At 66.9% G+C, this 13,507-nt stretch carries 13 protein-coding genes; 10 read left to right on the top strand and 3 right to left on the bottom strand.

The window, feature by feature from the left end; all coding sequences use genetic code 11:
- Positions 1-87 precede the first annotated feature (87 nt).
- Positions 88-570 carry an Lrp/AsnC family transcriptional regulator gene (locus WIX41_RS09405; RefSeq protein ID WP_339446899.1) on the top strand — a complete coding sequence of 161 codons (483 nt, stop codon included), beginning with the start codon at positions 88-90 and terminating at the stop codon, positions 568-570.
- 178 nt (positions 571-748) lie between these two features.
- Here the strand turns inward: WIX41_RS09405 and WIX41_RS09410 are convergent, their stop codons facing one another.
- The gene (locus WIX41_RS09410; RefSeq protein WP_339446901.1) at positions 749-1,750 is read right to left on the bottom strand and encodes a patatin-like phospholipase family protein; all 1,002 of its coding nucleotides are present in this window, start codon (positions 1,748-1,750) and stop codon (positions 749-751) included.
- Between the two features lie 336 nt (positions 1,751-2,086).
- Between WIX41_RS09410 and WIX41_RS09415 the strand changes: the two genes are divergently transcribed.
- A complete protein-coding gene (locus tag WIX41_RS09415; RefSeq protein ID WP_409187355.1) occupies positions 2,087-4,354 on the top strand; it encodes a TonB-dependent receptor in 2,268 nt (755 codons plus the stop codon).
- Positions 4,355-4,788: 434 nt separating this feature from the next.
- On the opposite strand, the gene WIX41_RS09420 is transcribed toward WIX41_RS09415, so the two are convergent.
- A complete protein-coding gene (locus WIX41_RS09420) occupies positions 4,789-5,628 on the bottom strand; it encodes an acid phosphatase (RefSeq protein WP_339446905.1) in 840 nt (279 codons plus the stop codon).
- Positions 5,629-5,902: 274 nt separating this feature from the next.
- Here WIX41_RS09420 and WIX41_RS09425 point away from each other — a divergent pair, with 274 nt between their 5' ends.
- A complete protein-coding gene (locus WIX41_RS09425; RefSeq protein WP_339446907.1) occupies positions 5,903-6,784 on the top strand; it encodes a hypothetical protein in 882 nt (293 codons plus the stop codon).
- Between the two features lie 10 nt (positions 6,785-6,794).
- Positions 6,795-8,003, top strand: coding sequence for a DUF4785 domain-containing protein (locus WIX41_RS09430; protein ID WP_339446909.1), 1,209 nt, complete (start codon positions 6,795-6,797; stop codon positions 8,001-8,003).
- A 57-nt stretch (positions 8,004-8,060) separates the two neighbouring features.
- Here the strand turns inward: WIX41_RS09430 and WIX41_RS09435 are convergent, their stop codons facing one another.
- Positions 8,061-8,888, bottom strand: a complete 828-nt coding sequence (locus tag WIX41_RS09435) for an ABC transporter ATP-binding protein (protein WP_339446911.1) — start codon at positions 8,886-8,888, stop codon at positions 8,061-8,063.
- A gap of 149 nt (positions 8,889-9,037) precedes the next feature.
- Between WIX41_RS09435 and WIX41_RS09440 the strand changes: the two genes are divergently transcribed.
- The 6 genes from WIX41_RS09440 (at position 9,038) to WIX41_RS09465 (ending at position 13,433) form a co-directional block, all read left to right on the top strand.
- Positions 9,038-10,240, top strand: a complete 1,203-nt coding sequence (locus tag WIX41_RS09440) for a DesA family fatty acid desaturase (protein ID WP_339446913.1) — start codon at positions 9,038-9,040, stop codon at positions 10,238-10,240.
- A gap of 42 nt (positions 10,241-10,282) precedes the next feature.
- Positions 10,283-10,612, top strand: coding sequence for an EF-hand domain-containing protein (locus tag WIX41_RS09445; RefSeq protein WP_339446915.1), 330 nt, complete (start codon positions 10,283-10,285; stop codon positions 10,610-10,612).
- A gap of 240 nt (positions 10,613-10,852) precedes the next feature.
- A complete protein-coding gene (locus WIX41_RS09450) occupies positions 10,853-11,242 on the top strand; it encodes a hypothetical protein (protein WP_339446917.1) in 390 nt (129 codons plus the stop codon).
- A gap of 44 nt (positions 11,243-11,286) precedes the next feature.
- Positions 11,287-11,943, top strand: coding sequence for a hypothetical protein (locus WIX41_RS09455; RefSeq protein ID WP_339446918.1), 657 nt, complete (start codon positions 11,287-11,289; stop codon positions 11,941-11,943).
- A gap of 45 nt (positions 11,944-11,988) precedes the next feature.
- Positions 11,989-12,801: a bifunctional DNA-formamidopyrimidine glycosylase/DNA-(apurinic or apyrimidinic site) lyase gene (gene mutM / locus WIX41_RS09460; RefSeq protein ID WP_339446920.1), complete on the top strand. Its 813-nt coding sequence runs from the start codon at positions 11,989-11,991 to the stop codon at positions 12,799-12,801.
- A 65-nt stretch (positions 12,802-12,866) separates the two neighbouring features.
- On the top strand, positions 12,867-13,433 hold the full coding sequence (locus WIX41_RS09465) for an ECF-type sigma factor (RefSeq protein WP_339446922.1): 567 nt from the start codon (positions 12,867-12,869) through the stop codon (positions 13,431-13,433).
- Positions 13,434-13,507: the final 74 nt, after the last annotated feature.

Raw genomic sequence — 13,507 nt, forward strand, 5'->3', positions numbered from 1 at the left:
AGGGCGCGCGCAAGAGGATTGCAAAGTTGCACGGATCTGCCGGTCTGGCGCAATATCGTTGCGTCCAATCAATGTTGCGGAGCAGCAATGTCCGGATATGCCCCCTTCGACCGCACGGATCTGCGTCTCCTGGCGGAGATCCAGCAACATGGCCGTGCCACCAACGCCGAACTGGCCGCGCGGGTAAACCTGTCCCCGTCGGCGTGCCTGCGCCGGGTGCAGCGGCTGGAAAGCGAGGGGGTGATTGCCGGCTATGGCGCGCGCCTGGAACCACGCCGCATCGGCCTGGGCCTGCAGGCATTCGTGCGCGTGCAGCTGGAGAAGCACGACCAGCACGCCATCGGCGTGTTCGCCGACAGCGTGGTGGATTGGGATGAGGTGGTGGCCTGCCATGCGCTGACCGGCGACATGGACTACCTGCTGCACATCTACGTGCGCGACCTGGAGCATTTCTCCCGCTTCCTGCTGGACAAGCTGCTCAATGCCGCTGGGGTGGCCGATGTGAATTCCAGCTTCGTACTGCGCACGGTGAAGGATTTCAGGGCATTGCCGTTGTCGCAGCTGGAATGACGCGAAACGTTATTCCAGCGGGTAGGGCCGACCGTTGGTCGGTCGCTCTTTGTCGAACGTCCCCGATGCCATGGCGGAGAGTAGTGCCGGGCTCTGCCCGGCAACGCAGCAACGCCTGACCCCCGGCACGAAGAGCAGCCGGGCAGAGCCCGGCGCTACAGCGTCTGGTCGCGAGGGGTTACCCCTCGCATCTCTCTTTTCGCCCCATCAGCTTGCCCACGCGCGAGGGCTCGTCGCACTTCGGCGTCGGGGGTGGCGGGGTCAGCGCGGCGGCGCGGGCCTTTTGCAGCTGCTGAATCTTGGCGCGGATCTGCGGCATCGCGGCCATGGCGGCCTTTTCGCCTTCCAGGATCGCGTACCCGCGCTGGCTGAAATCGGCTGCGCCGATGTCCAGCACCTTGGGGCGGATGATGATGTCGGCGCGCGCCAGTTCCTGCTCGCCCAGACGCTGGCCCATGATCGCGATGGACTGGTTGACGATGCCCAGCATGCCGGTCGGCGACTTGCCGCTGGCCTTGCTGGAAATGTCCACGGCGATGACGAAGTCCGCACCCAGCTGGCGCGCAGCGTCCACCGGCACCGGGCTGACCACGCCGCCATCCACGAACAGGTTCTTGCCGATCTTCACCGGCTCGAACACACCGGGAATGCTGCTGGAGGCGCGGACGGCCTGGCCCACATTGCCGCGCACGAACACCGAACGGTCGCCGGTGTCCAGATTGGTGGCCACCGCGGCGAACGGCTTGCTCAGCTTCTCGGCGGGGCGGTTGTCGACCTGCGCATTGACGTAGTCCTGCAGCTTCTGGCCCTGCACCAGGCCACCGGAGAACAGGCGCACGTCGCGGATGCTGGTTTCGTCCAGCGCCACCGCCTTGGTCTGCATTTCGAACGCGTCCATGCCGCTGGCATACAGCGCGCCGACCACACTGCCGGCGCTGGTGCCGGAGACGACCACCGGCTCGAAGCCATTGGCTTCCAGCATCTTGATCACGCCGATGTGGGCAAAGCCCTTGGCTGCACCGCCGCCCAAGGCGATGCCGATCTTCACCGGCTTGGCCTGCGCGGCCGGCACCGCCATGGGCGTGACCGGGGTGGGGCGGGCGTTTTCACCGCCGCAGCCGGCCAGCAGACCGAGCAGGGCAACGGACAGCAAGAGGCGGGTACGGCGGAAGGCGGTCATGGCGTCGGCGGAAAGTGAATGGGCGATAGCATACCGGTAGCGCCGGCCGTTGGCCGGCCCTCAAGATGGTTGGGGATCCCGAACATTCAGCAGTGGGCCTGTTGGCCGCTTCGGACGGGCAGGGCAGGTGAGCTCGGTTGTATCCGTCACCGTGAGGGTGCCGAACGTCCAAGTGCCGCCTGGGCCGGCCAACGGCCGGCGCTACCGGGATGACCCTTCACGCGGGGACCTGAAGAATCCGGTAATGAATGCCGGGAATTTGCTCGCATGTTGTTGTACTGCAACAATTGTCTGGTAGCGCCGGTCCACCACCCTTCCCAACACAGCCTAATCGCCATGTTCCCGAACCGCACTGCCCACGGCCGTCTTCCGTCCGTGCACCCCCTCGTTGTCGCTCTTGCCGCCCTGCTGCCATTGACGGCCGCAGCCCAGGATGCCCCCGCCACCAAGGATCCGGTTGCACTGGACACCCTGCAGGTCACGGCCCAGCGCCGTGTGGAAAACGCCAAGGACGTGCCAGTGTCGATCTCGGCCATCCAGGGCGAAAAGCTCGATGTGCTCGGTTCGGCCGGCGACGACATCCGCTTCCTGTCGGCCCGCGTGCCGAGCCTGAACATCGAATCGTCCTACGGCCGTGCCTTCCCGCGCTTCTATATCCGCGGCCTGGGCAACACCGATTTCGATCTCAATGCCTCGCAGCCGGTGTCGCTGGTGTATGACGATGTGGTGCAGGAAAGCCCGCTGCTGAAGGGCTTCCCGCTGTTCGACCTGGCCGGCGTGGAAGTGCTGCGCGGCCCGCAGGGCACGCTGTTCGGGCGCAACACCCCGGCCGGCGTGGTGAAATTCGATTCGGCCCGCCCGTCGCAGGACGCCGACGGTTACGTCAGAGTTTCCTACGGCACCTATGACACCTGGAACACCCAGGCCGCCTACGGCGGCCCGCTGACCGACCGTTGGTCCGCGCGCGTGTCGGCGCTGTACCAGCGCCGCGACAACTACGTGGACAACACCCGCCCCAATGCACCGGCGGAAGGTTTTGAAGGCTACGACGAAGCCGCTGGCCGCGTGCAGTTCCTGTACGAAGGCGATGAGTTCGAAGCGCTGTTCAACCTGCACAAGCGCAAGCTCAACGGCACCGCGCGCCTGTTCCGCGCCAACATCATCCAGCCGGGCAGCAATGCGCTGGTGGAGAACTTCGACCGCGACAAGGTCTCCAATGACGGCGTGAACTTCTCCGAGCTGGAAACCTGGGGCGGCAGCGCGCGCCTGCAGTGGAACCTGGGCAGCGTGACGCTGCACTCGATCACCGGCTATGAAACCGCCGAATCGCTCAACCATGGCGATATCGACGGTGGTTACGGTGCCAGCTTCCTGGGCGACGGCAACTACGGCCCGGGCTTCATTCCGTTCCCGTCCGAATCGGCCGACGGCCTGCCGCACCACCGCCAATGGACCCAGGAATTCCGCGTGGAATCCAACGAATGGGGCCGCTTCGACTGGCAGGCGGGCGTGTTCTATTTCGATGAAGACGTCACCATCGACAGCTTCAACTACGACTCGCTGACCCCGGGCAACCCGCAGACCGGCCACGCGGTGCAGAGCCAGCGCAACAAGGCGTGGGCGGCGTTCGCGTCGGGCGATTTCGACGTCACCGACAAGTTCAAGCTGCGCGGCGGCGTGCGCTACACGCAGGACAAGAAGGACTTCACCGCCAGCGTGCTGCAGGCCGTGCCGGGTGGTACGCCGGTCAGCGGCCCGTACCTGGCCAACACCGACGTCAACGATGTGAGCTGGGACCTGAGCGGGGTGTACCAGGTCACCGACAACTTCAACGCGTATGCACGCGTGGCCAAGGGCTTCCGCGCTCCGTCGATCCAGGGCCGCCTGGCCTTCGGTGGCGTGTCGCAGGCCGATTCGGAGAAGGTGATTTCGTATGAGATCGGCGTCAAGGCCGACCTGTTCGACCGCCGCGCGCGCCTGGGCTTCAACATCTTCCGCTACAACGTGGATGGCCAGCAGTTGATCGCGGTGGGCGGCAGCAACAACACCGCCACCCTGCTCAACGCCGACAAGACCATCGGCCAGGGCGCGGAGCTGGACTTCGAAGCCTACCTGACCGACCACGTGCTGCTGACCCTGGGCAGCAGCTACAACGACACCGAGATCAAGGACCGCGACCTGGCGGTGGCGATCTGCGGTGGCGGCTGCACCATTACCGACCCGACCACGGTGATCAATGGTGGCACCTACGCGCTGGTCAACGGCAACCCGTTGCCGCAGGCGCCGAAGTGGATCCACAACATGACGCTGCGCGCCGGCTTCCCGATCACCGATGCCAGCGAGTTCTACGTGTACACCGACTGGGCCTACCGCAGCGCGGTGAATTTCTTCCTGTACGAGTCGCCGGAATTCCGCAGCCGCTCGTCGCTGGAAGGCGGCCTGCGCCTGGGCTACAACTGGGATTACGGCCAGTACGACGTGGCCGTGTTCGGTCGCAACCTGACCAACCAGACCCGTGTGGTGGGCGCGATCGACTTCAACAACCTCACCGGCTTCCTCAACGAGCCGCGCACGTTTGGCGTGGAGTTCACGGCGAAGTTCTGATCACGGAGTGAAGGGATGTCATGGAAACGGCGCGGAGAGATCCGCGCCGTTTTTGTGTGTGGAGAATCTGTTTCGCACGCGTCGGACCCTAACGACGCTGTGCACCCATCGGTAGAGTCGGTTCCCAAACGACGCCGTGCATGGATGCACAAGTGGTGCGGCCGCAGGACGCGGAGGAGCATCCACTGCCGATAACGTTTCAACGCTCGGTAACGCATGACCTTGAAACGAAAAACGGCACTCCGTTCCGATGTCATGAACCCCTGACGGACGGCTTCGGACAGAGGTCAGCGTCGGTGATGACACCAACGCCGCGTTGTTGTCGCTCCGGACGCTCGAGCCGCGCTTCGCACGGTCGCCGGGCAGAGCCCGGCGCTACGAATTGCTGGCGAACGTTATGAGGCCCGGATACCGCAGCATCGGGCGATCAAACGTCACAGCGCGCTGGCGGGTCGGATTTTCAGCACCGTTTCCTCGGCCGCGCAATCGTGGTTTACGGTCGCTCCCGCCTTTCGCGCCACTGCGATTTCCTTGCGCGCCGCCAGCAGGTCGCGGTTGAAGTCGGCATTGTCGTGCAACCTCGCCACCGCAGCGGCGCCCATGAACCGCCCTTCCAGGATGTCGCTCTGCCAGTGGACGTTGCATACCAGGCGGCTTTCGCCGTAGTTGCGGCCGCGGGCCTGGATGGCGTCGGCGCGCTCGGGGACGATTTCCGACAGGATCAGCGCCCACGCCCAGCCGATCGAGGTGTGGCCGGACGGGTAGGAACCGTTCTTGCGCAGGCCTTCCTCGTCCTCCGGCGTGCAGGTGGGTTCGCCATTGACCATGAACGGCCGCGCGCGCTGGTACTGATGCTTGGCGCTGCGGGTGGCGGCGCTGGCGTCGATGCGGCTGCGCTCGAGCAGGCGGTACAGGGCGGGGGTCTTCTGCGCGTCTACGTCCAACCCGATCGCGCAGGCGAACTGGTTCGCGCCTTCGGGGAAGCCCAGTTCGGCATCGCGGTGTGCCTGCGCCCAGCGCGGGCTGTCGCGCAGGGCGCGCGCCTCGCGGCTGACCTGCTCATCCAGCGCGAATCCGGCCGAGCCGGCCGCCGGCGGGGCCGGCACCAGCGCCAGGCTGTCCGGCACGGCGTCGGCTCCCAGGTACCCCACCGCCTTGGTGACTACCGACGCTTCCACCGGGGTGGTCGGCGCAGCCACCGTGGTACAGCCGGCCAAGGCCACCAGCAGGGCGGGGGTCAGCAGGGGGCGCAGGAAGGGGGCGACAGCGTGCATCGGCAGGTCTCAAAAGCGTGAAGCCCGCATGATCGCAGCTTCGCACGGCCCTGCCTGCGGCCACTGGTCATGCCGCCAGACCCGGCATGGCGCCGTGCAGCGCAGCATTGGGAGTCGTTTCAAATGATAGGAACCCTCTACTGGTTCACGGAAACCGATTCGCAGCCAGCATAGCTTCTGCCTCGGCGCCGCCATGGGTTGCACGCGGCGCCGGCAATCAGGGGGATCACCGGTAGAGCGGGGCTCTGCCCCGCTGATCAAAGGGAGTCACACGATGCAAAGCACTGCAGTGGGGAAGGGCGCTGGCCTGGCCCTGGCAATGATGCTGGCCTGCGCCAGCGCGAATGCGGCCGACGTGGTGGGCGTGGCGTTCGTGCACGGCACGGGCAATCAGACCGATGCGCGCGCCGATTACTGGCAGCCGGGCATCATCGACACGGTACGCCAGGGCCTGCCCAACAGCGCCAACTACACCGTGGTCAACTGCGATTTCGAGCAGTACATGTGGAAGCCAGAAGCGGCCGGCTGCCTGGCCGGGCAGCTCACCACCTTCATCAACAACAAGGGCATCACCAAGCTGGTGGTGATCACCCATTCCAACGGCGGCAACGTGGTGCGCTGGATCCTGTCCAACCCCACCTACGACAGCCGCTATCCGAAGCTCATCCAGACCATCAGCAAGGTCACCGCGCTGGCGCCTTCGTCGGCCGGTACGCCACTGGCCGACGCGGTGCTCAACGGCAATGCCTTCGAAGCCTCGGTGGGCTGGCTGCTGGGCTACCAGAACGATGCGGTGCGCATGCAGCAGGTGGGCTGGATGGCCACCTACAACGCGCAGAACCTGTACGGCACAGCGGGGCGCCCGGCGCTGCCCCGACCGTTCCGCGCCGTGGTCGGGTCGGACGTGGAATCGGCCGTGTGGGACGGCAGCAGTTACTGCGGCGGCTACGCGCAGAACGTGGGGCTGGAGCTGACCCAGAACTGGCTCGACAGCTGTTCCGATGGCTTCCTGGACTGCAGCAGCCAGAAGGCGGCCGGCACGGTGCTGTTCACCGACAAGGCGCGCACCACTGGCGCCGAGCCGCTCAGCCACAACCAGAGCCGGCGCGAATGCTTCGGCCTGGGCGCGATCCTGCGCAATGACCTGACCCTCTGAGGAGCACGCCATGACTTCACGATTGACGCTTGCCATGGCCGTGGCCTCGGCGCTGTTCGCGCTGCCGCTGCAGGCCGCCCAACCGCTGCAGGCCGCGCGCGGCACCGACCAGGTGGCACCGCGCGTGGAACGTGCACCCATGCCCGATGCGAGGGTGGAACGCGCTCCCGTGCGCTTTGCCTGGGCGCTGGACCCGCAGCAGGCGCTGGGCACGCCGGCCCCCTTCGTTGCGCTGAGCCGCAGCTACTGGGACACCGTGGATGCAGCGAGCCTGCAGCGCGGCGTGGAGCTGCCGCTGACCGCACCCGATGCGGTGATCCAGGTCAGCCCGGTACAGGGCGCCCGCGCGCTGGACGTGGAGCAGCTGCAGGTGCGCGACCCCACCGGTGCGGTCGCGCTGGACAAGGTGGTGGATGCCCAGCAGCTGCGTGCGGCGGGCATGGGCGTGGGCGCGGGCACCGCGATGGCACGTACCGGCGCCAGCACGGCGGTGGGTACCTACCGCCTGCAGGCGCCGCAGGCCCAGGGCCGCTACGTGGTGCAGGTGCTGGAGCCCAACAGCCCGATCGCATTGCAGCTGCAGGCCGACCGCCGGCAGGTGCTGGCCGGTGGCAGCGTGGTGCTGAGTGCGCGCCTGCAGCACGACGGCGGCAGCGCGGCGCTGGCGGCGGGGCGCTCGGTGGCACGCACGCTGCCTGCGGGCGGTGAAGCGCTGCTGGTGGCACCCGATGGCCGCAGCTGGCCGGTGCCGCTGGTGGCCGGCAAGGACGGCCTGCGTGCGCAGGTGAGCATCCCCGAGGATGTAGGCCAGGCGCAGGGGCTGTGGGAACTGCAGGCCTTCGTGACTGCGCAGGGCGTGCAGCGCGACGCCAAGGTGGCGTTCGCGGTGGCCCGGCCGACCGCGCGTTTCAGCGGCCAGGTCGAGGTGGATGCAGCACAGCGCCAGGTGCGGCTGCCGCTGCAGATCGGTGCGCCAGGCCGTTACGAGGCGCGCGGCACGCTGCATGCCACCGGGCCCGACGGCAGGCTGCACCCGGTGGCGCAGGCGCACAGTGCGGCGTGGTTCGATGCGGCAGGTGCGGGCGAGCTGCTGCTGGCATTCGACACGGTGGCATTGCCCAGCGGCTATGCCGCCCCGTTTGAACTGCGCGACCTGCAGCTGCAGGACCAGGGCCGGATGGCGCCGATTGAAAGCCGCGCGGTAGCAGTGCGGTTCTGAAAGAAGCCGGGGGACGGGCAACGCCCGTCCCCTCCGGCTCTACCCCCGTCGCGGGCGTCAGCCTGCGAAGGCGGTCAGGCGGCCCTCGTGCTCCACCACCTGGATCGGCCCGCCGAATACGTCCGATAGTGGTCCATCGCGCAACAGCTCCGCGCGCGTGCCATCGGCCGCGATCCGCCCACCGCGCAGCAGCACCACGCGTTCAATCTCCGGAATCACTTCTTCGATGTGGTGGGTGACCAGCACCAAGGTGATGCCCTGCGCGGCCAAGGTACGCATGGTGGCGATCAGGTGCTGGCGCGCCACCAGGTCCAGCCCGGTAGACGGCTCGTCCAGCAGCAGCGCCTGCGGCCGGTTGACCAGCGCCCGGGCGATCAGCACGCGCCGGGTTTCACCGGCCGACAGTTCGGCATAACCACGGTGCAGCAGCGGCAGGGCCCCGGTCAGGCCCAGCGTTTCCCGCACCCGCGCCCGCATGTCTCCGGTGACCTCGCGGAAGGCCGGCACCACGAAGCTGGCGAAGAACCCGGAAAGCACCGCTTCTTCCACGGTCAGCCCGGGCATGTCGGCCAGGTTGCTGCTCAGGTCGCCGGTGACGATGCCCAGCTGCGAGCGCAGCCGGTCCACCTGCCAGCGGTTCTGCCCGAGCACGCGTACGGCCACGCTGCCGTCGGCATGCGCCAGCGGGTACAGCTCGCGGGTGATGAGCTTGATGAAGGAGGATTTGCCGCAGCCGTTGGGGCCCAGCAGCGCGGTGTGCTGGCCCTGGGCGATGCGCAGGCTCAGGTCGTGGAGCACGCGCACCTGGCCACGGATGACGCAGGCGCGGTCGAGTTCGATCAGGGGGGCGGCGGCAATGGCCGGCAAAGGGGTGGCAACGGTCATGAATGCGGGGGCAATGCTCACGAAGGGGGAAAACAACTGAATGACTGCGCAAAAATCGCATCAGATGGATGAAGTTTGCAACGTCTGGCCCCATCATGGACACACCCGTACCTGTTTCCCTGTTGGCCGCTGCGGCCCGGAGTCCTGCGATGCTCGATACCCTCCTCAACTTCCTGACCGGCGGTGTAGTCGGCCTCGGCTGGTGGGGCATGGGCCTGGTGCTGCTGGTGGTCACCCAGCTGACCATCTTTGCCGTCACCCTGTACCTGCATCGCAGCCAGGCGCACCGCGGCGTGGATTTCCACCCGGTCATCGCGCACTTCTTCCGCTTCTGGACCTGGCTCACCACCTCCATGATCACCAAGGAGTGGGTGGCCATCCACCGCAAGCACCACGCCAAGGTGGAAACCGACGAAGACCCGCACAGCCCGGTCACCAAGGGCATTGGCATGGTGTTCTGGCGCGGCGTGGAGCTGTACCGCGAAGCCCGCGGCATGCGCGCGGACATCGAGCAGTACGGCCGTGGGGCTCCGGATGACTGGATCGAGCGCCACCTGTACACCCCGCACGCCACTCTGGGCCCGGTGGCCCTGTTCGCGGTGAACCTGCTGCTGTTCGGCCTGCCCGGCGTGGCGCTGTGGGCGATCCAGATGGCGTGGATCCCGTTCTGGGCCGCCGGCGTGGTCAACGGCCTGGGCCACTGGTGGGGTTACCGCAACTTCGAATCGGCCGATACCTCCACCAACCTCACTCCGTGGGCGTTCTGGATCGGCGGCGAAGAGCTGCACAACAACCACCACGCCTTCCCCAGCTCGGCCCGGTTCTCGATGCGCCGCTGGGAATTCGACATCGGCTGGGCGGTGATCCGTGGCCTGCAGGCCGTGGGCCTGGCCAAGGTGTTGCGCGTGGCGCCGAACATGGACGTGCGCCCGAACATCGCCGTGCCCGATGCCGAAACCCTCAAGGCGCTGCTCTCGCACCGTTTCCAGGCCATGACCGATTACCAGCGCAACGTGTTCGTGCCCGCCCTGCGCGAGGAAGCGGCCTTTGCCGGTGCCAAGCTGCGCAAGCTGCTGCCGCGCCGCATGCGCCGTGGCCTGGTCAACGACGGCCGCTGGCTCAAGCCGGACTGCCGCGCCGAACTCAGCACCTGGGTCGAACAGCGCCCGCGCATCCGCGTGCTGGTGGAACACCGCGCGCGCCTGGCGGCCCTGCTGGAAGCCCGTGGCAACGATGCCGCCGAACGCCTGAAGCTGCTGCAGGCCTGGTGCCATGAGGCCGAGGCCAGCGGTATCGCCGCCCTGCAGAACTACGCAGCGCGCCTGAAAGGTTACGCGCTGACCGCGCACTGACCCGTGCAGCGCGCTCAACGCACCTTCGGAAAGCGCCGCCTTGTGCGGCGTTTTTCCTGCGCGGCCGTGCTGCTGCTCGCTACGGCCGCGCACGCCCAGGTCACCGATACCGGGACCTACCTGCAGCGCATGGATGCCGACGGCGACGGCAAGGTCAGCGTCGAGGAATATGTGCAGTGGATGATGTACGCCTTCGACCGCATGGACCGCAACGGCGACGGTGTGCTCAGCGCCGATGAACTGCCCGGCGGCAAGGGCAAGCCGATCACCCGCGAACAGCAGCGGCAGACGATCATCGAACGCTTCCACAAGCAGGACGCCAACGGCGACGGCGTCCTGAGCGCGAAGGAACTGTCCGCCCCACCTAGGTAGAGCGGTGGCAATGTGGCCAATTGCGACATTTGTTCCCTGTTGAAGCGCTGGTGGGCAGCCGCGGCTATCGTTGAATCGCAGGGACGGAGCTTCGAAGCGCCGATGCCATTCGCTTGGAGGCGGAAGAAGACTGTTAAGCCGAGTGGCTACGTCCGGCACCGAATCTACAACCACGCAGGGAAGCTGGTTCCCGGGAGTGTCAGCATCTCCGCCCCGTGGAACTCACGAACCGATTGGAGGATGTTATTCAGTGAGCTTGTTCGCATCTTCCCTCCCCAGATTGGAACGCTTCATCTGTTCACTTCTCGCGAACTTGGGCGCCGGGGCGCGTGGTCATCATTTGAAATTGGGTCGTTCGGAGCTTCGCTGGCTCCTGAGCTGCACAACCTCGCGTGGGCAACCTACTTTGGCGACGAGTTCTCCGAAGAGGGTGATCGAGACGCGATGAAGAGGGCGGGCTTCATTGTTGATGAGTACGCGAATGGATACCTCGTGCAGGTCACCGCTAATCTGGAGGATGTGGATAGAAGCTTTGACCTGTTTTCAGCGAAGAGAGCGGAGCTGAAGACCCTGTATCGACACGGACTTTTCAGCATCAAAGATGAGCTTGAAGCGCCAGGTGCTGCGTAGGATGGAGGCGCGACGTTGAGGATGAGGAAGTCGTTACCGATGTCGTGCCGCCGTGGGTCGGCCGGGTACGCGTCAGCGCCGAGCCGCAGCCGGGTCCGGACGGTCAGCCCGTCAGCGACCGCGAGCTTCGTCTGGTCCAGCGCTCTGCCACGGGCGGCGCGCTCGCACGCAAGGCGGTCCTGTCGCTCCTGTCCGGTACCGTGGGCGGCAGCACCTTCAACAAGCACCAGTTGCACGGCACCCGCGTCGAAAGCGTCCCCAACCCGGCCTTCAATTACCTCAAAAACAGGATGCGCGAGAGTCTGGGGGTCTACTTCGCAGCGCACCCGGGCGCGGTGCCGGACGAGGAGGTCTGGGTGATGTCCACCGTGGGCGAGTTCACGCTGGTCTACAAGGAACTGGGCAACGCGGAGACCGAGTACGAGCTGCGCCAGACCATGCATGTGGGCTTCCCGTACCGCCGCAAGCTGCTGCGCCTGACCGGCGGTGAAGGTGTGCACTGCAGTGTCGCCGAACCGGTTTCCGCGCCGCTGGAGGCCTGGCAGGCCGACGACTACGCGATGGCCAGGCAGGTTGCCCAGCGCTACACCGATGCGTGTGCGGCCAAGTTCGTTGCCGCGCTGCCGACGCTGTTCCCGGACCGCTCGCCGGTGTCGCAGGAACCGGCGGTTGCTCCTGCTGCGGCCGCCGAGGGCGCCTGAGTCGGGATGAAGCAGCGGGGCAGAGCCCCGCTCTACAATGTGGGTATGCCTGAACTCCCCGAAGTCGAAACCACCCGCCGCGGCCTGGCCCCGCACCTGCAAGGCCGCCGCGTGCACGGGGTGATCCTGCGCAGGCCCGACCTGCGTTGGCCGATTCCCGACGAAATCAGCACCCTGCTGCCTGGCCAGGCGATTGAAGGGGTGCGCCGCCGCGCCAAGTACCTGCTGCTGGATACCGCCATCGGCAGCGCCCTGCTGCACCTGGGCATGTCCGGCAGCCTGCGGGTGCTGCCCGGCGATACCCCGGTGCGCGCGCACGATCATGTGGACATCAGCCTCGATAACGGCCGCCTGCTGCGCTTCAACGACCCGCGCCGCTTCGGCAGCCTGCTCTGGCAGCCGGCCGGGACTACCCATGAACTGCTGGCCGGGCTGGGCCCGGAGCCGCTGGACGACGCCTTCGACGGCGACTACCTGTTCCAGCGCAGCCGGGGCCGCAGCGCCTCGGTGAAGACCTTCCTGATGGACCAGGCCATCGTGGTAGGGGTGGGCAACATCTACGCCGCCGAAAGCCTGTTCATGGCCGGCATCAATCCCCTGCGCGAGGCCGGCAGGATCTCCCGCGAGCGCTACCAGCGCCTGGCCACAGCGGTGAAGCAGATCCTGGGCCACGCCATTACCCGCGGTGGCACCACCCTGCGTGATTTCATCAACCCCGACGGTGCCCCGGGCTATTTCGAGCAGGAACTGCTGGTCTACGGGCGTGAAGGCCAGCCCTGCCGGCAGTGCGGCCGGGCGCTGCGCCACGCCACCATTGGCCAGCGCGCCAGCGTCTGGTGCGGCCACTGCCAGCGCTGAACCGTCGCACGCACAGGCACGTACGGGCGTTATAGTCGGCCCAACGTCACCGGCGGGGGTGTGCGATGGACGAAAGCCCGGATATCACCGTATGGCTTGATTCGGCCCGGGCGGGCGACCGCGCCTCGCTGGACCGGGTGCTGACCCTGCTCTACCAGGAACTGCACAGCATGGCCCGGCGCCAGCTGGCGGGGCAGCAGGGCCGTACCCTGGATGCCACCTCGCTGGTCCACGAGTCTTACCTCAAGCTGTTGGGCGCGCGCGGCGTGGCACGCTTTGAAGACCGCGCGCATTTCTTTGCCTACGCCGCTTCGGCCATGCGCAGTGTGGTGGTCGATTACGCGCGCAACCGGCTGGCGCGCAAGCGTGGCGGCGATCTCAAGCGCGTGGCTGAAATTCCCGAGAACAGCAGCAGCGGCGTGCGCCTGGATGAAGACCTGCTGGCGCTGGATGTGGCGTTGGCCCGCCTGCAGGCAGTGGACCACCACCTGGCCAAGGTGGTGGAACTGCGTTATTTCGCGGGGTTGTCCGAACAGGAGATCGCCGACCTGTGCCATCGCTCGGAGCGCAGTATCCGGCGCGACTGGCAGAAAGCGCGGATGTTCCTGCTGGCGTCGGTCCGCGAGGACTGAGCACGGCGGCAGTCAGGGCCCCGTGCGCTGGCGCGGGTGGATGTGCACGGTGGTAATGCAGCGCCCGGGGAAGG

It is taken from the genome of Stenotrophomonas sp. AB1(2024), from assembly GCF_037482345.1.
Classification (GTDB): Bacteria; Pseudomonadota; Gammaproteobacteria; order Xanthomonadales; family Xanthomonadaceae; genus Stenotrophomonas.

Coding starts and splice junctions, on each gene's coding strand:
- WIX41_RS09405 (WP_339446899.1), top strand. CDS start 88: ATGTCCGGATATGCCCCCTTCGACCGCACGGATCTGCGTCTCCTGGCG.
- WIX41_RS09410 (WP_339446901.1), bottom strand. CDS start 1,750: ATGACCGCCTTCCGCCGTACCCGCCTCTTGCTGTCCGTTGCCCTGCTC.
- WIX41_RS09415 (WP_409187355.1), top strand. CDS start 2,087: ATGTTCCCGAACCGCACTGCCCACGGCCGTCTTCCGTCCGTGCACCCC.
- WIX41_RS09420 (WP_339446905.1), bottom strand. CDS start 5,628: ATGCACGCTGTCGCCCCCTTCCTGCGCCCCCTGCTGACCCCCGCCCTG.
- WIX41_RS09425 (WP_339446907.1), top strand. CDS start 5,903: ATGCAAAGCACTGCAGTGGGGAAGGGCGCTGGCCTGGCCCTGGCAATG.
- WIX41_RS09430 (WP_339446909.1), top strand. CDS start 6,795: ATGACTTCACGATTGACGCTTGCCATGGCCGTGGCCTCGGCGCTGTTC.
- WIX41_RS09435 (WP_339446911.1), bottom strand. CDS start 8,888: ATGACCGTTGCCACCCCTTTGCCGGCCATTGCCGCCGCCCCCCTGATC.
- WIX41_RS09440 (WP_339446913.1), top strand. CDS start 9,038: ATGCTCGATACCCTCCTCAACTTCCTGACCGGCGGTGTAGTCGGCCTC.
- WIX41_RS09450 (WP_339446917.1), top strand. CDS start 10,853: ATGTTATTCAGTGAGCTTGTTCGCATCTTCCCTCCCCAGATTGGAACG.
- mutM (WP_339446920.1), top strand. CDS start 11,989: ATGCCTGAACTCCCCGAAGTCGAAACCACCCGCCGCGGCCTGGCCCCG.
- WIX41_RS09465 (WP_339446922.1), top strand. CDS start 12,867: ATGGACGAAAGCCCGGATATCACCGTATGGCTTGATTCGGCCCGGGCG.